Annotated in this window: 20 protein-coding genes; 5 read left to right on the top strand and 15 right to left on the bottom strand. The window is 33.5% G+C overall.

The genetic code is table 11. The features are described 5' to 3' along the window. Positions 1-24: 24 nt before the first annotated feature. The 9 genes from AAGU07_RS00175 to hmd all read right to left on the bottom strand — a co-directional run bounded on the left by AAGU07_RS00175 (position 25) and on the right by hmd (position 10,793). A complete protein-coding gene (locus AAGU07_RS00175; RefSeq protein WP_342457204.1) occupies positions 25-4,299 on the bottom strand; it encodes a cobaltochelatase subunit CobN in 4,275 nt (1,424 codons plus the stop codon). Positions 4,300-4,789: 490 nt separating this feature from the next. Next, the gene (locus tag AAGU07_RS00170) at positions 4,790-5,338 is read right to left on the bottom strand and encodes a UPF0254 family protein (protein WP_342457203.1); all 549 of its coding nucleotides are present in this window, start codon (positions 5,336-5,338) and stop codon (positions 4,790-4,792) included. Positions 5,339-5,343: 5 nt separating this feature from the next. Continuing rightward, positions 5,344-6,006 carry a ThiF family adenylyltransferase gene (locus AAGU07_RS00165; protein WP_342457202.1) on the bottom strand — a complete coding sequence of 221 codons (663 nt, stop codon included), beginning with the start codon at positions 6,004-6,006 and terminating at the stop codon, positions 5,344-5,346. A 170-nt stretch (positions 6,007-6,176) separates the two neighbouring features. Continuing rightward, the gene (locus AAGU07_RS00160) at positions 6,177-6,308 is read right to left on the bottom strand and encodes a hypothetical protein (protein WP_255360670.1); all 132 of its coding nucleotides are present in this window, start codon (positions 6,306-6,308) and stop codon (positions 6,177-6,179) included. 437 nt (positions 6,309-6,745) lie between these two features. Continuing rightward, positions 6,746-7,450, bottom strand: a complete 705-nt coding sequence (locus AAGU07_RS00155) for a Nif3-like dinuclear metal center hexameric protein (protein WP_342457201.1) — start codon at positions 7,448-7,450, stop codon at positions 6,746-6,748. Continuing rightward, positions 7,437-8,204 carry an SAM-dependent methyltransferase HcgC family protein gene (locus tag AAGU07_RS00150; protein ID WP_342457200.1) on the bottom strand — a complete coding sequence of 256 codons (768 nt, stop codon included), beginning with the start codon at positions 8,202-8,204 and terminating at the stop codon, positions 7,437-7,439. Before AAGU07_RS00150 ends, AAGU07_RS00155 begins: the two co-directional genes overlap by 14 nt. Next, entirely contained in the window at positions 8,201-8,680 is a 480-nt protein-coding gene (locus AAGU07_RS00145) for a FeGP cofactor biosynthesis guanylyltransferase HcgB family protein (protein ID WP_342457199.1), read from the bottom strand. The genes AAGU07_RS00150 and AAGU07_RS00145 overlap by 4 nt, the downstream gene beginning before the upstream one ends. A gap of 14 nt (positions 8,681-8,694) precedes the next feature. Then, positions 8,695-9,624, bottom strand: coding sequence for a 5,10-methenyltetrahydromethanopterin hydrogenase cofactor biosynthesis protein HmdB (gene hmdB / locus AAGU07_RS00140; protein WP_342459325.1), 930 nt, complete (start codon positions 9,622-9,624; stop codon positions 8,695-8,697). 131 nt (positions 9,625-9,755) lie between these two features. Further along, entirely contained in the window at positions 9,756-10,793 is a 1,038-nt protein-coding gene (hmd, locus tag AAGU07_RS00135) for a 5,10-methenyltetrahydromethanopterin hydrogenase (RefSeq protein ID WP_342457198.1), read from the bottom strand. 614 nt (positions 10,794-11,407) lie between these two features. Between hmd and AAGU07_RS00130 the strand changes: the two genes are divergently transcribed. The 5 genes from AAGU07_RS00130 to hmdC all read left to right on the top strand — a co-directional run bounded on the left by AAGU07_RS00130 (position 11,408) and on the right by hmdC (position 16,290). Further along, a complete protein-coding gene (locus AAGU07_RS00130; RefSeq protein ID WP_342457197.1) occupies positions 11,408-11,800 on the top strand; it encodes a hypothetical protein in 393 nt (130 codons plus the stop codon). A 47-nt stretch (positions 11,801-11,847) separates the two neighbouring features. Next, entirely contained in the window at positions 11,848-12,978 is a 1,131-nt protein-coding gene (locus AAGU07_RS00125) for a molybdopterin-dependent oxidoreductase (RefSeq protein WP_342457196.1), read from the top strand. Next, positions 12,975-14,123 carry a Coenzyme F420 hydrogenase/dehydrogenase, beta subunit C-terminal domain gene (locus AAGU07_RS00120; protein ID WP_342457195.1) on the top strand — a complete coding sequence of 383 codons (1,149 nt, stop codon included), beginning with the start codon at positions 12,975-12,977 and terminating at the stop codon, positions 14,121-14,123. Before AAGU07_RS00125 ends, AAGU07_RS00120 begins: the two co-directional genes overlap by 4 nt. Before the next feature lie 17 nt (positions 14,124-14,140). Further along, positions 14,141-14,545 carry a hydrogenase iron-sulfur subunit gene (locus AAGU07_RS00115; protein ID WP_342457194.1) on the top strand — a complete coding sequence of 135 codons (405 nt, stop codon included), beginning with the start codon at positions 14,141-14,143 and terminating at the stop codon, positions 14,543-14,545. 239 nt (positions 14,546-14,784) lie between these two features. Beyond that, complete coding sequence (gene hmdC, locus AAGU07_RS00110; protein WP_342457193.1) at positions 14,785-16,290, top strand: 5,10-methenyltetrahydromethanopterin hydrogenase cofactor biosynthesis protein HmdC; 1,506 nt, start codon at positions 14,785-14,787, stop codon at positions 16,288-16,290. A 522-nt stretch (positions 16,291-16,812) separates the two neighbouring features. Here hmdC and AAGU07_RS00105 read toward each other — a convergent pair. The 6 genes from AAGU07_RS00105 to AAGU07_RS00080 all read right to left on the bottom strand — a co-directional run bounded on the left by AAGU07_RS00105 (position 16,813) and on the right by AAGU07_RS00080 (position 23,239). Continuing rightward, the gene (locus tag AAGU07_RS00105) at positions 16,813-17,487 is read right to left on the bottom strand and encodes a sulfite exporter TauE/SafE family protein (RefSeq protein ID WP_342457192.1); all 675 of its coding nucleotides are present in this window, start codon (positions 17,485-17,487) and stop codon (positions 16,813-16,815) included. A gap of 226 nt (positions 17,488-17,713) precedes the next feature. Continuing rightward, positions 17,714-18,565: an ATP-binding cassette domain-containing protein gene (locus AAGU07_RS00100; protein WP_342457191.1), complete on the bottom strand. Its 852-nt coding sequence runs from the start codon at positions 18,563-18,565 to the stop codon at positions 17,714-17,716. A gap of 129 nt (positions 18,566-18,694) precedes the next feature. Beyond that, the gene (cbiQ, locus tag AAGU07_RS00095) at positions 18,695-19,483 is read right to left on the bottom strand and encodes a cobalt ECF transporter T component CbiQ (RefSeq protein WP_342457190.1); all 789 of its coding nucleotides are present in this window, start codon (positions 19,481-19,483) and stop codon (positions 18,695-18,697) included. A 22-nt stretch (positions 19,484-19,505) separates the two neighbouring features. Then, positions 19,506-19,868: an energy-coupling factor ABC transporter substrate-binding protein gene (locus tag AAGU07_RS00090; RefSeq protein WP_342457189.1), complete on the bottom strand. Its 363-nt coding sequence runs from the start codon at positions 19,866-19,868 to the stop codon at positions 19,506-19,508. Next, a complete protein-coding gene (gene cbiM, locus AAGU07_RS00085; protein WP_342457188.1) occupies positions 19,869-20,570 on the bottom strand; it encodes a cobalt ECF transporter S component CbiM in 702 nt (233 codons plus the stop codon). It lies immediately after the preceding gene. 536 nt (positions 20,571-21,106) lie between these two features. Next, complete coding sequence (locus AAGU07_RS00080; RefSeq protein ID WP_342457187.1) at positions 21,107-23,239, bottom strand: acetate--CoA ligase family protein; 2,133 nt, start codon at positions 23,237-23,239, stop codon at positions 21,107-21,109. Positions 23,240-24,393: the final 1,154 nt, after the last annotated feature.

Genomic DNA, 24,393 nt, shown 5'->3' with positions numbered 1-24,393 from the left:
TAAAAAAATAAAAAAAAGTAGGAATTATTTTTTAGTGAAACCTAAAAAGTTCAATAAGCCACCCTTAAAGTAACCTACTGTCAAAAGGCTAATTATCAAAATAACTCCTATTATTCCTGCTGTTAATGGCATTTCATCTTCTGTAGAACCCTGAGATTCTGCTTTAGAGATTTCATAAGCTGTCTGTCCCTGATCACCTGCACTTTGGCCTGCATCAGCAGCCACTGCAACTGCCTGAACAACCTGCCCAGAATCACCTACAGAACCACCTGAAGAACCCGTGTTGATATCAGAAGTTCCTTCCACTCCCTGGGGAGCTTTTACTACATTAGTACTATTCTGATTATTATTCGAGTTGTTATTTTGTTCAGGTAATCCCAAGATCTTATTCAATGACTTAACTTGATCCGAAGAAAGCTGCATCATGCCACGTTTATTAAGCTGATTAACCACGTTTGCAATCATTGCTCTTGCATCAGGATCCGTAAGCCTGTTTTTACCAAATAAGTACATATCGGCTATTTCCTGCCACATATCAGGATCTACTGCACCATTAATATTTAATGTATACATGCTACGTACGGCCAGAGCCACACGCCTCTGTCCTGCAGGTCCTTCATTCAACATGCCTTCTCTCCAAACTGGATTAAGCAGAGTCATGGTTATGCTATCATATAATGCTTCTTTTAATGTTTTTACACTAATACCAGTGATAGTGCTTCCATCAATTCGCGCATTGCCTGTGTTAACAACATAGCTTGTTATATTTCTACCAGTAAGGCGTTTGACCATGAATTCTATCATAGTTATACCCCTGTAAGTTGGTGCAGTTGCGCCGTTGGTTACACGAGGAGTAATTACCATACTAGTTTCAACAGTCATTAACAATTTTTCCATTACTGAACGGCCAGGTACCCCATACAAGCCATCACCATACAGACATGACTCATATTCTAAGTAAGCTTCTGCAAGCTCTTCCTCAGTCCATGTTTCAGAAGAACGCAAAATTCTTGCAGTTCCCATTGCATGAGGATCAGCACCCGGCGGTAAGCCAAATATTCTTGCCCTTGCCAGACGTTCTGCCTGAGTCTGTGCTTCAGTTTGACTCAATCCCTTTGATAACAGCTCTTTTTTTAATTGACCCATCATAGCCAGATAATGTTTGCGCACATAATTTTTGTTAGTGGGCTCATCTAAAAGAGCTACTTGTTTGATGGCGTTGTCAATGAGTGCTATTATATTAGGACATACGTTAATGAAACTAACAGAAGCGCCAATAAGTACATCAATTCTGGGCCTTCCTCCCATTTCACTTAGAGGAATCACTTCAATTCCCACAACTGTTCCACTTACATATACTGGTTTTACACCCAGTAAATAGAAAATAGTGGCAATACTTTCACCATTGGTAGTTATCACTTCTCCTCCACGTATAGAAGTACCCATAGTTTCAGGATACTTACCTTTATTGTCAGCCAGATACTGTTTTAACACAGCTTCTACTGTTGCAGTACCAATAGCCAATGCGGCTGCATCAGGAACTTTTCTAGGGTCAAATGAATACGTATTTTTTCCAGTAGGCATTGATGTTAAATCTCTTACGGGATCACCGACCACCCCTGGTTTGACAAAGCCTCCGTTTAAAGCATTAATCAAAGAAGCCATCTCATTAGTTACGCTCTGATTCAGAAGACTAAGGATGTAATCATGTTGACCTGTTCTGTTTCCGGGATCATATGCAATGATAGCTGCAATAAATTTCTCCAGAGTTTCATTATCTGGCAATTCGCCAAAAGTATGCAGACCATATGGAGTCAGCAGTGATTGCAGTTCATGAAGATAATCATGCAACCTGTTCAAAACTGTTCCAAATCCTGTTTTAGAGTCCATACCTAACCTTTCTTTTAAACCCGTTTCATTGTTGATTTTATTTAGAATCTGAGTCTTTAAAAGAGCCATTCTTTCATTATCGTTTCTATTGTAGGCATCATCAAATGAATTTAACAGATCATGCATTTCCAATAGATTACCATATAATGCTGTTTCAACAACAGGCGGGGTCAAATGAGAAATAAGTACTGCATATGCACGCCTCTTAGCATTATCATTGGTACCGGAGAAAATGTAGATATTAGGCATTCCACCAATAAGCGTGTTTGGCCAGTTGTCCTCAGTCATACCACTACTATGTCCTGGAAGAAGTTCCAGTGTACCGTGCTCTCCAGTATGAACCACTGCATCAGCGTTAAAATCTTCCTGCAGCCACAGGTAGAAAGCAATGTACTGGTGAGTCGGAGGTAAGGTGTCATTATCTAGACTGGATGAATTACCATTCCACTTCCAGATCGGCTGTGGTCCCATGAAGATATTGCCCATCATTATTCCAGGGAATACGATCCGGCCGTTATAAATCATCAGGTTTCCAGGAGCAGGGCCCCAAACAGCTTCAACTTCCTGACGCAGTTTCAATGGTAAAGCATTGTATAACTGAAGATATCTCTGTACAGACATAGTAGGCGCGCCTTTCTTGATAAGATTCGCCAGATCCTGTTGAGTATAATTTACAATATTACGTCCATGGTCATTAATTAAAGCCAAAATACTGCTTGCAGTCAAATTAGCGGTGTTCAGAGATCCTACATTGTACCCTTCATTAGCCAGAGCTTTAAGGATATTTGCCAGACTAGCTTCAATATTAAGACTGCCCCCGACAGGCATTCCCTCATCGTGAGTGTTGTCGAAGTATATCAAAGCAAGTTTTTTATCCTGATTAAGTTTATGCTTCAAATTACCCCATGCAACAGCCCTATCTGCCAGCTGATCAATGCCTGGCTGGTAAGGAGTAAACACCTTAATATCCGTACCAGTAGTCGGATCAGTACCTACACTCATGGACCCACCTATAAGAACAGGTTGAGAACGTCCATTTATTTCAGGAGTTATAATCCATGTGGTTAATTCGTTACCAGTAAGCCCTGTGCTGCTTGCAAGATAACCGTCAAGAGTATCTTGAAGGAACACGTGTACTGGGCTAAGTATAGGTATATTTAACTTATCAATTATATCTAAACTTGCATTATCAGTCATTCCACTATGTAAATGAGTAATCAGAACATCTATAGCCGGAGTACCGTTTACTATGAAGAATTTATTGGCTGTGGTTGCAAAGTTTGAAAATATAGGGACTATTACATTAGCTCCGCGTTTTTCCAATTCATGGATTAAATCATTGTATGCCTCCAGATCATTGGCACCATAGTACCAGCTGTGGAATAACAATCCCACCCATGGACCATTTGCTTTGTATTTACCTGCTGAAATATACCAGTCCACATACTCCTGCCTGGTATTGAAAATTTTTGTGGTATCTGGATGGTAAACAAATTCTGTAGGTAGTGTAATTACTGTGGTATTTGTCGAACTATCAATAGCTTTATACTCTTTTAATGCTTGTAACATACCTCTTCTAATGTTTTCAGGACTTAAATTGGAATTTAAGATGGAAGAAGCTATACCCAGCGTTGTTACATTAGTACTATCTGTTAAAGGATTAGATCCCCCCAGTAAATACACCTTAGAGCCAGATGGCATTTTCTGTACAACCGGTGAAAGGGTCGCTGTGAACGTATTAGTACCGGGGTTAACCATCAGGAAAATATTCGCTGTTTTTAATGCCTCAGAAAACCTTTTGAATGTTGCGGAATCTGTAGACAATGTATCTTCAGAGAATATCTTTAATTCAAAATCATATCCTTCTGGAACCAGATTATTCAGGTAAACATCGTTCATTACTCGATCAACGACCCCTACCCTACTACCTGCGACAAATATAACCATTTTCACTGATTTCAACATCTTTGATGGTACAAATGTGTGATTTAGTTCTGCTGTTGGTATTGGAGAACCAGCAGGTGTTACTGTAGTCGTGTAATTCTTATAGGTAGAATATGCTATATTCACTTTGAATTGCGTGAGATTAGATACAAAACTGACATCATAATTTCCAGTGGAGTTTGTAGTCCCTGAAGCAATAACCGAATTATTATTTGGGTTAATTATAGTGATCTTGGCACCGCTAACCGGGGACTTATTAACTTTAACAACCCCATATATCCGCGGATCAATATCCTTTAAACTTCCATTATCATTATTTTGTGCAGTAGATCGTTCTACAACACTATTGTTTAAATCATCTCCAGTTTTAGTATCATCTGCTGCTACCGTTCCACAAATACTCAATACAAAAAGAACCGCTAGCATCATTAATACCACATATCGCTTAATTATTCTATTTTTCATATTTTCACCTCCTTTCGCTGATATAAAACTGTTATAGCCCAATTACATTTAATACTTGTTATTAATTTTTTATTATTATTTTCAAGCTTAAAATCATAGTTTTAGTAATAAAAATCAGTAAAAATTAATAATTTATAACTAAATTAGTTAGAATTAGTAATAAAATTGATTTTATTTAGTAAATTAACAGAAACTTAATATTTGACATTACTAACCTTATATTCAATATTTAACCATATATACTATCCATAAATAAAATACAAATCATTATATGAATCTTAAATCATTTATAAGCAATATAATTGATTTTAAACAATTAAAAAGTGGACAATATGCATTTTTATAAAAAAGTATAAATTTTAATCATTAGAAGAATAATAAAAGATTTATCACTTAGAGTATTACAAAATAATAAAACAATACTAAAAATACAGTAAAAAGTAATAATATACTAATTCAATACTTTTCATAAATATAAATTGAAGTAAATTCATTTTTCATTATTTATAATCTCAATATTTTCATATTCCTTTATTTTACCCATATTATCGTTCAACACATCCCTAAAAATAGATAATGCTTTTTTGATACCGCATTCCTGCCTTTTGAGTAATCGTGACGAATCATGAGTTGTAATATCTGCATAAAATCCAGAACTGGTCACAACAGTATATTCATCAGTTGATATAGCGATACCTCCCCTCCCAATACCTGCAGTTGTCCCAATTCCCATATCTGCCTCTAAAAGATCTTTCACGGCTTCTGCCATCATAACTGCCACTTTTTTGTCGTTTTCTTCATCGTAAACTTTTATTCCACGAATTAATTTTAAAGGTTCAGGAGGATCTACTTTTAAAACTTTTTGAAGTGCTGATAATGTAGGGGCAAAAATTCCACACACTACAGTCAAATCTTGAGTAACATTCTTTAATAAAGGGTAGTTAGGGCCAAATTCACCATCGTATCCTTGGGAAATTGCATGTATTTCCCTTGCAATATGTCCATGTGTAAAACACTCTGCAGTTGCTACTTTAATCATAATAATCATATCAATAGTTTTAAAATTTCTTTAGTCATTATAATAGAATACGCATCTAAAACGTAAGGTGTAATTGGTATATTGTCCTCAATGAACCTTCCAGTAGTTACTATTTTGTGATTTTCTTCAATTCCATGCGCTCTAAGTTCTTTAACCACAGGATTACTGTCATCTACCTCAGAGATATCCATAACAGTTATTTTTTCTTCTCCAATACCAAAAACGCCGGCAGTACTTATTGTTTTTGCTCCAATTTCATGGGCTCTTTTAATAATAGCTGCGGTAGTAGGGATAGTGTTCCCTCCCGCAGATTGTATGGAAACAACATTTCCTTTTATAAGATCTAAATTATTTTTGGTTATATCTTCTTTAAATGCAGTTACTTTCCTTAAACTCTCTGGATGCGTGCAAATGTTTTTTAGAAAATCCACTTTATAATCTCCAAAATTCCCTCCAAGAATCTTAAATATTATATCTGACTTTGAAATTTTCTGGCCGTCAAAAGCACTGATCTCTTTTGGACCTCCTCTATGAACCTGTATTAAATTTATACCTATCCTCAACCCCAATCTACCTACGCCGACCAGTGTTACATGTCCATTAGATACTTTCTTATTTTCTAATTCACCAATACTCTGTATTTTGTTTTCTAGAACTTCACCCATCATTTTGATGTTCCCCATGATTACCAATTAGTCAGGTAACAATTGTTATGTATTTTACAAGATTTGCTAATTACATTTTTAAACCAATTTTAAAAAAAATAAATTTAATATTGAGCTGTTTGAATTTTTTCAAATATTCCACTTGCAAATTGATAGCTACAACTAAGGTAACCTTAAAACAATTCAAATGTCACATTTTCGTCAACAGGATAAGTTATATCTATTTTTATCCCTGATTTTGCAAAACCCGCTAATGTAACATAGTTTTTAGGGTTTTCATCATATTTTAATTTTTCAATACTCATTTTCACACCTTCCAAATGACTTTTTATATAAAAAATACGGAAAAATTTATTTAATATAAGTTAATGAATATCATCTATAGATCTTATTGTTGAGGGACATTCAAACAATTAAATGATACATTTGAGCGAATGTGATATTTTGGTTGTTTTGAATGTCCCATTTTTTTTCAATTAGGTTAATAAAAATACCTAATATTTTATTACTTACCAAGGATGTTTTAATAAATGGAAAAAATCATCCTCAAAGTAATGAAGTAGTATCTCCTATAAATACTTTTTTATATAATCGTATTACATTTAATGGCTTTAATTAATCTTTTGTAATAAATATAAATAATTTTTACAGCTTTTTAAATAGAATATATCCCTAAAACTATCTTAAATATCCATTAAACATCACTATTACACCTAATTTAAATAAATATACAATTATTATTCTAAATTTTAATAGTTTTCCATGGTACTTCTCCATCTACAAATTCAGCTTTAACTCCTAATTTAGATATGAAATCACATAGTTTTATCAATCCAGGAATTTCAGTAGCATGATGAGTAGCATCAATAACGCATAACCCCAATTTTTCTGCAAGTATAGCACTTTGGTGAGTTAAATCTCCAGATATATAGACATCTGCACCTTTTTTGTATGCTAAATTTATATATTCAAGGTTATTAAGGCCAAATCCAGAAACAACAGCAATTTTTTTAATTATTTTCTGTTGATTACCTACTATTTTAATGTGATCTGTAGGTATGGCTCTTGATATATTTTTGATAAATTTTTCAATGGTTGTAACTGTGGAGCAAATTCTACCAATGCCTGTTTTTTCATCTAAAACATCCAAAACCCATAAATTTAAACACTCCGCAAGAGCATCATTTGCTCCCCCATTTACAATATCCCAATTTGAGTGAACAACATATACTGGAAAATCTGGCTCAAAGAGGGGAGGATGATGACAAACCACAATATCTGAATTAGACGGATATTCCCACGGGAGAATATCCATTCTTACTTGAACTTTATCTATTTCCATTTCTTCAGGATTTCCTGGACCTAAATAACCTATTCTATCATTTTTAAGGGCCAAATAAGGAGGGGCTATTTTGTTAATGGCATTAAAAAGTTCAGAGGCCAACATTTTTTACCTCGCTGCCTATTTTTTTAAGATAATTTTCGATTATTTCATCACATGAAAGTGGTTCAAGTGTTGAAACTGTAAGTGCAGGTTTTTTAATAAGCCTTAAAAACTTATCAACATCTTTTTCTTTAAAAAGTGCCCCCTCATAGAATTCCATACCGGCTATGCCATACAAAACACCAGATCTTTTTAGGACATCTTCAAGACTTTTCCTTAAAACTTCTACAGTTAATGTCATTGTGCCTGATGTTTTGGAATTTAAACCTTCTGTTTTTAGAATTCCCCTACAATTTGAGTTAGATAGTCGTAATCTATTTATTATATTATTTTTTTGGCGTATTGGATTGTCACTACCGTCTGATACTGGATCTTCAACTAGAAAAACGTTACCATTAATAAGTTTAGCTATTTTAGGTCTAAGTCCACCTAAACCAGTAGTATCCACAACCAGATCTGCGTCTTTAATCTTCATTAAATCTGAATTGAATTCAACATCCTTTTCAACAAATTTTTCCATGTGGGGATAAATATCAATAACTGTAACATTTGAAATTCTTTTAAGTCTTTTGGATAATTCAATTCCTGTGAGATATGCCCCTACTACAACTGAGTTCTCTATATTTACATTTAAAGAGTTTATCCAGTCAAGCGCGGCATTACATTTTATTTCAGTTATTTTTTTAATGATATCTTCGACCCTCATCCTTGAAGTGACAGTGAAAACTTCTGAAGTAATCCCAGTATCGTATTTCATTTTATCCTCTTTAACCCAATTCCTTCCAGCGCATGCACGATTTCACCGCTGACTGCATCCTTCACCTCTTTTTTATGCACAACATGGGAAGGAGAAGTCGCTGCAGTGAGAATTCTACCCTTCTTATCGATTATTACAAGCATTGAACCTGAACCTGGAACACCAAGACGGCCTCTAGAAATTATTAGATCACACTCACACTGATCAAGAGCCATAATGGCCTTTGAAAGTGCAGGTAATCTGTTCAAATCAGCTGCACTGGTATTGATATGCAGTTGTTCAGCTTCTTGAAGTCCAAATTCTTTTAATACACTGTTTATAATATTTAATTTTACAGTATTCCTGCTTGGAACTATAATTTTCTGGGCAGACTTTAAATAATTCTGGATGAATTTAATTTCATCTTCTGTATCACCTGTCCTTGATTCGCTGATTGATTCTTCACATGCATTTTTGATTATTTTTTCAAGTTTCATTTTGACCTCTCTTTTTATGATTCTAATTTTAATCCAAGCTCTTTAACAATACTTACCACATCTTTAAGATTTCCATAAGATGAAGATCCAACTCCTTTAACATTAGATGGATAATCTTCAGGAATTACAGTAGCTAAATTGTTAGCTCCAGCAATTAATGGATATTTAACATTTTTTGGGCCGATTGTAGGAGTAGGCACAGTTATCCTGAGATCAGGGAAGACTAATCTGGTTATTGCAATTGTTTTAATCTGTTCAATCAAAGAACATGGAGGGTAATATTCCATAGGAGTATCTCTGTATGGATTGAATCCCATTATCGGAATTTCTCCAAGTGTCTTGAACTTTTTAAGATAAAGCAGGTGATCAGCCCGATCCATATATGATTCACCTAATCCAATTAAAAGTCCTGAAGAGAGTTCTATTCCAGAATCAGATATATTATTACATATTTTTATTCTATCTTCTAATTTTTCGCCTGGTTTAAGTTCATTAAAGAGGTTTTGATTTACAGTTTCCAAATTACAACATATTGTATCAGTTTCATATTTACCAAGTTCTTTTAACGATTCTTTATTTAAATCAGCCCCCACATTAACCAAAAGTTCTAAGGAAGTATTTTCCTTAACTAACCTGGCAGCATTAACTGCGTGGGAACCTTCATACCCATGAGCACCTGAACAGCTTATTCTAGGAATACCAGACCTTTCTACACATTTAGCAGCATTTAATATCTCAGAATCTGCTTTAAAGAAAGGGTGGTAATATCCATCATGTGATGTTCCAGCAGCAAATCCGCAGTATTTGCATTTAGGAGTAACCTTGCAAACATTAGTTAGATGAACCGTAGATGTGAGTTTTATTTTACCATCTCTTAAATCACAGGCAGTTTGTAACAGATATAAAAGATCTTCAGCACTTTTGGTCTGAAATAAACTTATTATATCATTCTTTTCAAGTTCATTTCCATTTTGAACTTTTTTTAGGGTATTTTGTATCAATTTAACACCATAAACTGTTAATATGCAACATTTTATTTCTAAAAATAAAAAATAAAAAAAATAAGAGCATTATTTTACTCTGCAGCTCTTTTATTTAATGATTCAAGAATTATAGGCAGTAATTCTGCTGTTGATCCAAAATTCATAGAGTCTGCTGTCCCCAGTAAAGCACTAGGGTCTAAACTTTCTTCCATTTTATCAATACCTACTTTATCCATCAGATCTGTAATCTGGGTGAGTGATTCTTTAGCCATCATCTGAGCGAATCCCGCAGGAGCTCCCAGAACATTCATTACAGAATCTCTGTAACCTAATAATCCAGCATATGTAATTGCAGTTAATGCTGAGCACATATCACATACAGGCCCAAGGAGTTCTGCAGGCATTTTATATGCGTTACCTCTTGCCTTCTGACCTAACTCAAAAAGAGTGTTTATTGCATTATCCGTAGCGTAGCCTTCAGCTATGTACACTTGCCCCTTCATTTCTGGAACAGCTCCAGGGTGATAGGATGTGACGTTGAGTGTTTCAGGTGAGGTTACAAGGTCACCGTGTTTTTCTGCAAATATCTTGCTGAATTTTGTGGTTGGAATTGTACATGCGTGGGTTATTGTTGCGCCCTTTTTAACATCATCTAAGAAGTTATCAACTATTGCTGGCTGCATGTCGCCTTTAGGGAACCATGTCATTATAAAGTCTGCATCTGCAACTGCTTCACGGTCATCAGTTGTTACTTCAAATCCAAGGTCTTCAGGATGGACGAAGTGAATAGCTCCTTTTGGGGGTTTCGGCAGGTCTTTAGCAACTTCATTGACTTTTTCTCTTATTTGAGGCATTACACTTTCAGGGTTTTCTTTATGGGCCTCTATAACGTTTTCATAATCAAAATCATCGATAACTCTAAAGTCGTTGTCGAATACAGGATCAGCAATTACTATATCTTTAACTCCTGCAAGTTCCATTAATTCTGCGCCCATAGTCATTGTGGAATGAGTCATGGCTATTTCAGGTTTTCCTACCATTTCAGCCACTTCACATGCCCTTGTGAAGTTCGTAATTCCACTCGCAGCGTGTGTCCTGTAACATCCTGCCCCTAATATTGCAATCTTCATACTATCACTCCTTTTTTTGCTAATTAAGTAATACTACCTTAATTCTATGTAGTACAGATTGAGAATTGATATCATAAAAAATATAAATCTTTTGATTTGTTTTTTTCGCGTAATAATTCTGATGGTATGGAAGTATTAAGTTTTAAAGTTAGGTAAGTATAACGAATTAATTTTGGATAATTTTAAGCATTTTTTATAAAAAATAACCTTTTTAGTCCAGAATATGGAGTAATAAATAATACTTTATTAATGATATTAAATTCAGTTACTCATTTCATTTATTTTTACTATTTAAGCCATTATTTACTTCTAAAAAAATATATAACTTCTTATTTTGATTTATACATGATTATAATGTTTAATACTTGCTTTAATAGTTTAAAACTCCCATTTTTTCCGCGAATTTTTTAAAATAAATAATAATTTTTTTTAAAATAGTATCATAAAATACGTTTATTAAATAACATGATATTGTACACACATTTTTCAGTTTAAAACACATAATCCTTCACTTTAAGCCTGAATGAAGCTGTTTAATGAGCGTTATATAATCATAAATTTTATATAAGTAATACTAAGTATTTGTTGTTTGATCAAGTGGAGGTGGAGGAAAAATGAAAATTTCTGTAAATAAACTACAAATAATTCGTCCGGAAAAAGATCCCAAAAAACCCAACATAGATTTAGATGTTGACTGGTATGTTGATTTTAAAGAAAAGAGTAATTCTTCATTAGAATATTCATGTACAATTAAAACATCGGATAAGTACCCTATAACCTTCAAAATCAATGGCACAGTAGGGTTAGAAGGTCTAAAAGATCCAGCAAATATTTTACCCAGCACGATCTTTGATAATAGTTTAAAAATAATGTTAACTATGTTAAATTTAACAAAAAGCGTTGATATAAATATAAAAACCGAATTAGAAGATTCAAAATCAACATTTACTAAAAACAGCTCACCTAATAAAAATTTTGTTGACATGTACCCCAGTATATACTGTTAAAATAATTAATTTTTAAATTTTTTTATTAAAACGTTAAAGGTGAAAAAATGAAAGTAATTTTAAACGTAGCACACAGCATATGTCCACAATGTAGTGTTGGCTGTGGAATAAACCTGATAACTAAAGAAAATAAAGTAGTGGATACCTATCCCTATAAAAGACACCCTATAAATGAAGGAAAAAATTGTGAAAAAGGAAAAAACTGTTTTAATCTAATAACTGCTAAAAATAGATTAAAAAACCCCCTTATAATGAAAAATGGTAATTTATCAAAATCTAACTGGGAAGACGCTTTAGATTTAATAGTTTCCAAAATAAAATCTTATCCCCCTTCTCAAATTGGAATAATAGGTTCAGGGAACTATACAAATGAAGACATGAAAACTTTGAAAAAATTTGCTGACACATTAAATATAAAAAATATAGGGTATTACACCGGAAATTTTCCCGAGTTTGACATAAAAACTGCCACTTTTGAAGATTTAGAGAATTCAAATTTCATTTTGATAATAGGGGATGTAATTAAAGAAAATCCATTACTGGGCAGAAGAATAATTATTGCCAGTGAAAATGGTGCAGAAATAACATCTGCAGACTCTCCAGATAAGACTTTCACCGGATTAAATTCAGATAATTACATTCAAATCAAAACAATTTCAGAATTTTTAGATAATATGGATCCAGACGTGCTTAATAAGCTAAATGAATCATCAACTATCATATTCAACAAATTAGATCATAAAAAAGAATTTGAAAAGATATTAAATCTTACGAAAAATACCAAATCTAAAATACTCCCTGTAATGAAACAGTGCAATGGAATGGGAGTTATGAAAATTCTTCCAGCATTAGATAAAGAGGGAATAGCTGAATTAATATCAAATGTAAAACTTCTTTATGTGGTGGGAGACAATCCTGCATCTTATGTAGAAGAATCATTAAATAATCTTGATTTTTTAATTACTCAAGATAGTTCAGTGAACGAAACCACTTTATTATCGGATGCAGTACTTCCTGCTTCCTGCTGGGCGGAAAAAACTGGAACTTTTACGAGTAGTATGGGAGATATACAGAAAATTTCAAAAACCGTTCCAGCACCTGGAAGTGCACTTGAAGATCAAATAATCATCGATAAAATCGCAGGAAAGATGGGAATTGAACTACAGGTGATAAAATGAATTCAGAATATTTACTCGCCAGATCAAAAAACCCTGAAATACTGGATGAAGGTGAATGCGGTGGAGCAGTAAGTTCTATTTTTCAGTATTTACTTGACAAAGAGCTGGTAGAAGGTGTTCTAACTTTAACAAGAGGTGAAGATATCTATGATGGTATTCCTTCACTTATTGAAGAAGCAGAAGATGTACTGAAAACATGCGGTTCACTGCACTGTGCACCTACCATGTTCGGGGATATAATAAAAAAACACATGAATGACATGAAGCTCGCAGTGGCTGTGAAACCATGTGACGCTATGGCAATCAATGAATTAGAAAAGCGGTGCCAGCTAAAAAAAGATAAACTGTATGAAATAGGTTTAAACTGTGGAGGTACCGTAATGCCAGTAACCGCACGAAAAATGATAGACATGTTCTATGATGTTGATCCAGATGATGTGATCAAAGAAGAAATAGACAAAGGGCAGTTCATAATCGAACTTAAAGACGGCAGCCATAAATCTGTTAAAATAGATGAACTCGAAGAAAAAGGGCATGGAAGGCGTGCAAACTGCCAGAGATGTGATCTTATGGTTCCTAGAAATGCAGATATAGCCTGCGGTAACTGGGGAGCGGAACCCGGATGGACATTTATAGAAATAAATACAGAAAAAGGAAAAGAATTAGTAGAAAATGCAAAAAAAGAAGGCTATATTGAAATTAAATCTCCTTCTGAAAAGTCCATATCTATAAGAAACAAAATTGAAGAATCTATGATAAAGCTAGCCCTGAATTTCCAGGATAAATATCTAGAAGAAAATTATCCATCTTCCGAAAGCTGGGAAAAATACTGGAATAGATGTATAAAATGTTATGCATGTCGAGATGTCTGCCCTATCTGTTACTGCAAAGAATGTGCACTCGATAAAGAATGTTATGTAGAAGAAGACCAGATCCCTCCTAATCCAATTACTTTCCAGGGTGTTAAGTTATCCCATATGAGTTTTAGCTGTATAAACTGCGGCCAGTGCGAAGATATCTGCCCTATGGAAATTCCGCTGTCTGTAATCTACCAAAAAATGCAAAAAAAATATAAAAAAGAATCAGGGTACATAGCGGGAGTAAATGATGAATTACCTCCGTTATACAGCCCAGAAAAGGAGTAAAAAATTAAGGTGATAAAATGTCTGAACCAAAAATAGTGGGATTCTGTTGTAACTGGTGTTGTTATGGAGGGGCAGATACTGCAGGGACTGCCCGTATGCAGTACCCTCCAGGAGTTAGAATTATAAGAGTCATGTGTTCTGGAAGAATCAATCCAGAAATGATACTCAAAGCATTTAAGGAAGGAGCAGACGGTGTATTTGTAGGCGGATGTCATATTGGGGACTGTCATTATGATTCTGGGAACTATAAATGGAAAAGAAGGGCTAAATTCATTGAAGATCTCATTCCCGAATTTGGAATAGATAAAAAAAGGTTTAAATTTGAATGGATCTCTGCTTCAGAGGGTGAAAAATTCCAAAAAACCATGAAAGAATTTTATAACTGTATAAAATCAATTGGACCTATTCAAAAGTCCAATTAACTTTTTTTTATATTTTTTCTTTTATTTTGAAGAGTACCACTTCTGAAATGCATGTATGAATTATACAGAGCAATCTAAGAAAAAAGTAATACAAAATCTGGATTAAATGCTAATATTTAAATATAAAATACACTTATCTAAATTAATAGAATTTTAGAAGCCGTAATTAATACAAATAAGACAAAACAGTATTTTTTATATACTTTTTTAGCGTTCCAAAAGTCTGAAAGGTGACATAAATGCATGAAATAATAAAAGAATCCGTTAATGATATGGATTCAGCATTAGAACTTTGTAAATCACAAAAAAACGTTGTTGATGTGGTAAATACAGTATCAGAATTGAATACAGAAGAAGCTATGAAATTAGGTATGAATTTTAAAAAGTTTCCCCTGGGTTGCGACCTGACAGAAATCGTTGTGGGAACCTGCGCATCCGATCTGGAAAAACGAGACCTTCTTGGTAATTGTATTCTAGCAAATATGATTGGGGCTCCAATACATATATGTGCTTACGCCTTCGCAGACATTGCAGAAGCCCATGGCATGAACGGAATTGACATTATCAAAGAAGTCAGCGCGATAACTGATGTCCCCCTAGATCTTGACCACTTTGGCCGCTATGGCCCCATGAGATTTCCCAAAGAGATAGTTAAGTGTTCAGGGCAGTGTTATTATCAAGGGCCCTACTTTGAAGAGTGCCCAAAGGGAAGAATTCATTCAAGACTTTTTGATAAGGAAAAAATAGAAGAAATAAACAAAGAAGAATGGATTAAGCTTTCTTCTTCAGTAGCTGTTAATTTAACAATCGAACAGGGCGGAGAAGGCCATGCAGCCCCCATAGAAGAAGCAGAAGAAGTTGCCGACTTAGCTAAAAAATATGGAAAAGGGCTAGAAGCCATCATGTTCATTGGTGACGGTTATGATGACCTGATCACTGGTTTTGAGAAAGCTCTGGATATAGGTGCCGATGTTTTTGTTTTAGAAGGAGGCCCATTTAATAATTCCAAAAATAGACTGGATGCATTTGCTAAAGCAGTTGCCATGGCTAGAATTTTAGTTCCTGGCAAAGTAGTCGCAACCAACGGTGCATATGAAGACGAATGCAGAGCAGGTCTAAGGGCAGGTCTTAATGCAATTATAACAGGCTTCCCTAATAATCACCACGGTTATATGTGTGGATACTCCCCAGGAACTGCCAAAAGAGGTATTTTTGGGCTCCCCCGAGTTATAAAAATGATAAAAGAGGAAGTTAAATGTGAATCTACAAGCATCCCAGTACAAAGAGAAGAATTAAAAGCTCTGACAAGGGCTGTAAAGATAGCTGGTCCTCACAACATATATCCTCATAAAATTGGATCTTTTGAAGTTGGAGATGCTCATTGGGTTACTTTAGCTAATTCAAACCTTTATAAATATATAAATATAAATAAAACTGCAAAAAGTATAGTAAATGATTTAAAAGGAGATAATGTATCTTTATTAGGAGGTAGATTTGTCTCATGGGTTATAGCTAAAGAATTAGATGGATTAGTGGATGAAATTATTATCAGCGACATGGATCCATGGGTAGAAAAAGTTACAGTTAAAAACCTAAGTGAAGAACTAAATACAAATATTACTGGTGCTGGATCTAATGACAAATATGCTGCAGAAAATTCAAAAAACAGCATTATAACTTCAACAGTTCCACAAATTGCAGATAAAATTTCAAAAAAGATACCTGGCACTATCAAATTGATATAACCCTCTAAAAGACATTTTTAACGCGATAAAAGTTAATTAGGATATAAGTTTCATTATTTTCTATCTAAATTCATTCTTATAGAAATACGGGGGATAAATAAATTCAAGTTAAATGGCATTTAATTTTAGTTATTATAATTAAATGCCACATATTTCTTGAATTGTATAGGTCTCTAATGGTTATAATTTTTTTATATCCTAACCGATATTTCTAGGGGGAAATAAATGGCAAGGTCGAAATTAATAATTAAAATTGGTATTTTTAACTATTAATAATATTTTTTGACATCTTGCAAAAATTCTATGAATTTTTGCAGCCGCAAAAACAAAGAAAATCTATGATTTTCGAAATTTTTTACAAGCTTTACCACTACAAAGAAGAATTAGTGCTTTTTATATATAATACTTTCTATTTATTTTATATTATTACTTTTGAGGCCAAATTAAGAAAAGTTATAATACTTAACTGAAAAATTAAAGGAAAATTGCCAGATTGAAGCAATCAAATACCCTTTACATAAATTAAATAGATTCAAATACAGGCTGTAACAGTGTAAATACTCCAATTACCATAATAATAGCTCCACTTATCAGTGGAATCTTGTTTATAGCATTGCTGCCCATGTATCTTTGGATAAATCCTCTTCCTTTAACAAAAAGTGCTGAAAGAAGAGTTATGGATATTGCAAGCCCTGCACTGAATATCAAAACATATGTAAGGCCGTTGTATAACTGGTTATTTGCAATACTGAAAAGCAGTACTGCCAGGGCTGCAGGGCATGGTATTAAACCAGTAGATAATCCAATAGCAACAACACCTTTCTTAGTATCGATGCTGTGTTCATGGTGGTGATGAGGATGAAGATATTTTCTCACTATCCATATACCAACTCCGACCAGTATGATTCCCCCTATTAAACTCATAACTTCATGGGTTCCGTTAACGTCTAAAGCTCCTATTAAAAATATTGAAGCTATTCCAAGCAAAACTACAACAATTACATGGGAAAAAACTACTGTAAGCCCAAGTAATGAAGCATCTTTTAATTCTGCATTGGTACCCATAACAAATGCGGCCATGACAGATTTTCCATGTCCTGGTTCCAGTGCATGCAGCGCACCAAGTATAAAAGCGGAAAGTATAAACATTAAACTCATTTCTGATGGAACAGCTGTTATTCCTGATATTAAATTCATTTAAACCACCTCTGTAATTTAACATTTTAAGTAATACAATTTTCCAATTTCTTTATATTAAGTAATACACGTAATCACTGCGATAGTACCTCCATTTAACTACCCAAAATATCCAACAAATTGTAATACAATTTTCTAATTTATTTATAAGATGAGTAATACTTACAAGCACTGAAGTGTCAATAACTCAAAAAAAAATCAAAAAAATAAGGAGTTAACTGATATTTCAGTAAGAATTAAATATTTTAATTTGATTATATATCCTTCTTCGAGCTTCACCTATCGTAAGAGGATACGGTTTATCAAACGGCAATTTATCTTCCTTTTGCAGTATTTCCATAAGATGTGCTATTCTTGGAAGGCGCAAATTAGCTTTTCTTATGGTTTCAGCATCTTCAAAAACTTCCTGAGGGTTTCCTTTTTTGATTAAATTTCCTTTACTAATTATATAAACAGTATGTGCATAGAGAGGTACCAGATCAACATCATGGGTGGATATGATAATAGTAATCCCTTCCCTGTTAAGCTCATAAAGCAGTTTCATAATTCTGGATGCACCCCTCGGATCAAGACCGCTTGTTGGTTCATCTAGAACCATTATCTTAGGGTGCATTGCTAATATACCTGCAATGGCAACACGTTTCTTTTGACCGCCGCTTAAATGATGGGGCGCTTTCTTTTTAAATTCAATCATATCTACTCGTCTTAAAGAGTCCTCAACGCGTTTTTTTACTTCTTCCTTTGATAAACCTAAATTCATAGGTCCAAATGCGACATCTTCCTGCACAGTCGGGGCAAATAATTGATCATCTGGATTTTGAAAGACTATCCCTACTTTCTGCCTTAAATTCATAAGACTATCTTTTTTATATTTTAAAGATTTACCATCTACTATTACACTTCCAGATGTAGGTTGAAGTATCCCATTGAAGTGTAAAAACAATGTGGACTTTCCTGCGCCATTTGGACCGAGAAGTGCGATAATTTTGCCTGTAGCAGCGCTAAAATTAATAGTTTCCAAAGCATTAGTTCCATCAGGATACTGATACGTGACATTTTTTGTTTCAACAATATTCATGTTATCTCCTTAAATCCCCTTAAATCAAATTCATAACTTTTCTGTCGTAATACAATTTTGCATTTTATTTATATAATCAGTAATACCTCTAAGCGATGAAATATCTTTATTTAATCACTCCTAAAAAAATTAAAATATGTTAAAATTCCCTGTTAAATACACACTTATAGAGAGTGTTATCTCAAACAACACTAGTAATGTCAAATTACGAATTCCAATACTTCTTATACTCCTATATTCGCCCATTGTTTTCATTGAACCATTGTAACATCTTGATTCCATTGAAACATATATCTGCTCACCTTTTATCCATGTTTTAATAAACAGGTTGCTTGCAAGCATTCCCATTGAGTTATATGCTCTTTTCATACTGGAATAGCCAAGCCTTGTTTCCTGGGAATGATACATGTTGATAGCTTCATCCAGAAAGACAAATATATAACGATACATGAGCATGGTAATTTCTACAACCACAGATGGAATTTTTAACCTTTCTAGTATTGAAAAAAGTTCTGTCATTGGGGTTGTAAGAGCCAGAAATGCTAGACATGAGAAACCTCCCAGCATCCTTGCAAAAACAAGAAGTCCAAGGTTAAAACCATCAGCCGTCACTGCAAGGTTAAATATACCTAGATCTAGGACATGTGCTCCGACTCCAAAGAATATTGCCATGAAAATGAATGTTATGAATGCGAATATAAACGGAACTGCAAAAAATTTTAAGTAGAATTTATAAGGAATTTTAGCCTTAAATATGATTAAATAGGTCAATATTAGTAACACAATAAAAGGTACAACTGGTGAAGTGGATATCAAGTTCACTACCATAGTTAAAATTGCAAATATAACCTTAAGGTAAGTATTTACAGTTCTAAGTCCGTTAGAGTGAGCATATCCATCTAATGTATTTTCAAACATTTTTATCACCAGTTATCTTCCATTATTTTGCTTTATTTATCAGCTTATTTGCTTCATCTATTTTTTGACTTTCTTTAACTATTTCCTCTGTTCTTTTTCTCCGTTCTTTGGCCTGACCATTATAATATCCTAAAACATAGCCTATTATAATGGCCCCAATAGCAGCCTGCACTGCAAACAGCAGACTTTCTATTTCACCACTTGGAGGTTCCCATATCGAGCTGAACCATGGCTCGTAACCTGTTGACTCTATTAATTCACTTCCCTGGTCATCAGCTCCACTAAAATATCCCTGTTCCTCCCCTTTACCATTGTACATGGCAAGAGGGAATGCTACAATCAGGACAACCAGAAGTAATAAAATTATAGGTTTTTTGTCAACCATTTAAGCTACCTCCGGTGTTTTTTCTGAAGTTTTTTCGGATGCTTCTTTGGCAGTTATAACTCCAAGAGTCTTCAATATATCTGGCCTGAGTTTCATGATGTAGTCAAATACAACTACAGTTAAAAGACCTTCTGCTATTGCAAGAGGTACCTGGGTGTAAGCATATATTGCTATGAACTTTACAAAAGCGTCACCAAATGTTGGTATTGGGAATGCCATTGAAAGCTGTACCGCTGTTGTTACATAAGTTAACCAGTCCCCTACAACTGCTGCGAGGAATATTGACACTGAAAAGGACCAGCCTATTTTTCTTGAAGCCTTCCAAACCAGCCATGCCGAAATTGGACCTACGATGGCCATTGAAAAGTCGTTAGCTCCAAGAGTGGTTATACCTCCATGGGCCAGTAACAGTGCCTGGAAAGCTAGTACAATTACTCCCAAAACACTTACAACTGTTGGTCCGAATAAAACTGCACCTAAACCATTACCACATGGATGAGAGCAGCTTCCAGTTACTGAAGGCATTTTTAAAGATGACAAAATAAACATAAATGCTCCGGCCACAGCTAACAGTGGTTTTGATTCAGGATGTTTTTCAGTTACTTTTTTTATCTGGATTACTCCATGGACAACAAATGGTATTGCAATCGCGTACCAGAAAACGCACCAGTACCATGGTAAGTATCCTTCCATTATATGCATGTTAATTTCTCCTTCATTTTATCCACCTATTCAATTTAACTTTAATATTTTTCAAATATACTTGATCTATATTAAAATATATAAAGTTTGCTATTTTTGGTTGGTTCGCCAAACAAGAACTTTAAAATAACATTTATGAATTTTTAATGAAAAAATAATATTTAAATTATAAAAATTTGTAAGATAATACCTATTATTTAGTTTTAGTAAGTAATTAGTTGTTTTTATGCATTTAAACACCTAAAATCAAGTTAAATGTTATTCAGATTACATTAATTGTTATTAGAAGCAGTTTTAAATTTAATAGAGTAATCTAATTGAAACTAAAATATAGGCATAAAAATCAAATCAAGAAAACTGAATAATGAGTTTAGATTCAAATTTAAAATGAGAAACTTTTATATTATCATGAATATTTCAATAAAAACAGAAAAATCAATATTAATTCCTTAATTAAAGAACAAAAAGATAGGACTTAACTATATATTTAAAATATAAATAAAAAATATTTTAAGAAGGATTTAAACTTCTTAAAATTATTCACTTGATTTTACCCTTGCACTCTGGGAAAGTTCGGATACAGGACCGGATCCACCTTCTTTTAACATCAACCTCATATCAACAGCTAATGCTCCTTCTTCAAAGACCATTAACGGGTTGATTTCAAACTCGTTGATTTCTGGGAAGTCTGTAACAAGCTGTGAAATTCTCAGTATGATATCTGCAATGGCTTCAGTGTCCATTGCTTTATCTCCTCTTGTTCCTTCGAGGAGTTCATGAGTTTTAATTCCAGCTATCATTTCCCTTGCTTCCTCTTCATTTACAGGTGCAATTGCAAATTTAACGTCCTTTAATATTTCAACGTAGATACCGCCAAGTCCGAACATCATCATTGGACCAAAGGTAGGATCCTGGACCATACCTATGATAACCTCTTTACCACCGGACAACATTTTCTGTAGCTGAACACCTTCAAGAGTTGCATTAGGTTCTTTTTTAGGTATATTTTCCATCATGTCTTCATAAGCTGCTTTGACATCATCTGCACTGTTCAGGTTAAGTTTAATTCCACCTACATCCGATTTATGTGAAATCTGCGGTGAAACTATTTTCATAACCAGAGGATATCCAATTTCTTCAGCTGCTTTTATTGTATCTTCAAGATTCTTTGTAATTGCAGTGCCTACTGTTGGAATTCCGTATGCTTTAAGTATATCAAATGATTCAAGACCCAGGGTATACATATCTTTTTCCTGTGCCTCTTGAATAATGTTTTTAACAATTTCTTTGTCAACGTCAAAATCAGGGGAGTCTGGATATTCCTGGTCTTTGATAATGCTGTAGTTGTATAAAGTTTTCAAACTTTTAACAGCTCGTTTAGGATACAGGTAATTTGGTATCTGATGTTCAGCTAGAAGTTTTTCAGCCCCTTCAAAACTGGTTCCTCCAAAGAAACTGCATAAAATTGGTTTTTCAGAATTCTTTGCGTGTTCAATTGCAACTTTAGCAATTCCATCAGCATCGGTAACAGACTGAGGTGTAACCAAATAAATTACTCCGTCTACATTAGGGTCTGCTAAGACAGTTTCAAGTGCAAATGCATATCTTTCGGGGCTTGCATCACCTAAAACATCAACAGGATTTTTAACACTTGCAGTTGCAGGTAATCCGTCTTTTAATTTTTGTTTAGTTTCACATGTAAGTTCAGCAATTTCAAGGTTATTTTTTATTGCAACATCTGTTGTCATAATTGCTGGACCCCCAGCATTTGTGATTATAGCTATTCTATTTCCCTTTGGAAGTGGAGATAAAGCCAAAGCACTACTGTAATCCATCATTTCGTCGAGGGAATTTACACGTATAATTCCACACTGGGAGAAAGCTGCTTCATAAGCAGAGTCAGAACCTGCAATTGTGCCTGTGTGTGAAGAAACAGCTTCAGATCCTTTGGAAGTTCTTCCAGATTTTATAACAAGAACCGGTTTTTTCCTGGAAGCTTCTCTACTGGCTTCTATAAAACCAGGGCCGTCGACAATACCTTCCAGATATGCAGTTATAACTTCTGTATTTTCATCTTCCATAAAGTCTTTCATACAGTCATTTTCATTGATCACAGCTTTGTTTCCAAGGCTGACAATTCTGGAAAAACCAATATTCTTTTTATCAGCATAATCAAGAATAGCTGCCATGATAGCTCCAGATTGGGTCATAAAAGAGATTTTACCTTTGTGGGCAATATCAGAGGAAAAAGATGCATTCATATCGTTATAAGTATTCATTACACCTAAACAGTTAGGACCTACCAGTTTGATCTTGTATTTTTTACATAGTTCCACTAATTCATTTTCAAGTCGGGCCCCTTCTTCATCAATTTCTTTAAATCCTGCTGAAATTACAACAATATTTTTAATTCCAATTTCACCGCATTCTTCAACAGTTGCAGGAATTAAATGCGAAGGTATGGTTATAACTGCAAGATCTACAGGACCATGCTCACTTATTGATGTACAGGCAGTAATTCCAAGTATTTCACCGCCTTTAATATTAACCGGGACGATTTCTCCTTTATAGTAATTCAAAAGGGATCTCATTATATCGTATCCGATTTTACCTTTTGTTTCCGACGCACCTATTACTGCAATCGATTTTGCATTGAACATATCACGCATGTCTATCACCTATTACACATTCTATTACACATTGTATCCTTACGGAATCTTTATATTTCTATTACACAATTGTATCCTTACGGAATTTTTTTATTTTATTGATTATGAAATTAAAATTTATTAAAAAGAGTTTAAAGTTTTAGCTGCCTTCATTTTAAATATTACATTTTAATAGATTTGTAACTTTTCTTTTATAACTTGAATTTATTGTATCTACCTTTTCGCTTTATTATAAAACTCACCTAATTATTATAAAGCGATCATATTGCGTTTTCAATTAGTTGAATTTTACATTATTTATTATTTTAAACCTTAAATATATTTCTAAAAAAAGTTTAAAAATAATATCTTCATAAACGTTCTGTTTTTTAAATCCAGCAAATATACGATAATTTATTCTATTTCTATTTCACGAATATGATATTAAGCAAGTTTAAGACTTCTCACAAGTTAATTTCACCTATTTTTGTTGTACTGCTTTTATTACATATACATTTTCATTATAAAAGCAATTATTTTATTAGTAGCATGATAAGCCTGAATATGAACACTGTGTTTTAACCAAGTATTAATATTTTTGATTTAATGATCTCTATATTCACGTGGTAAATTCTATTTATAATATCTATAAAGTTTAAGGAGCTTTATTTATTTAAATATTTCCATAAAAGGTAGTTATGCTATTTTCTTTATTTGTAATAAATTTATTTTAATTTTAATATCATAATACACTTTTAATAATTAATTAAGATTTAATTAAATAATATTAATTCATAAATAACTTCATAATTCTATTTATACAAGGTAAAATTTTCTCTAGTCCACTAAAAAATAAAATTAATTAAATATAACCTTTTAAATCTTGTTCTTTATTTTAATTTAACTAATTAAAATATAAAAAAACATTTATTAACTTTATATTTTAAATTTTAAGCTCAAATTATCTATCAAATAATTTTAAGTCCATATAAAAAATTAAAGATTTTTAAAAAAGCTAATCAATTTTTAAACATCATCAAAAATTATTTAAAATGGTCTGGTTAGTAATAAGGAAATGCTAACAGGAATATATGCCAATAAAACTCAATTAGAATGTTTCAAATGATAAAATCCGTTATTTAATTTCTTTATTTTTGATTTAAAACCAAATCATT

Source organism: Methanobacterium sp. (genome assembly GCF_038562635.1).
Lineage (GTDB): Archaea > Methanobacteriota > Methanobacteria > Methanobacteriales > Methanobacteriaceae > Methanobacterium_D.
This window is presented reverse-complemented; position numbering and strand designations above follow the sequence as displayed.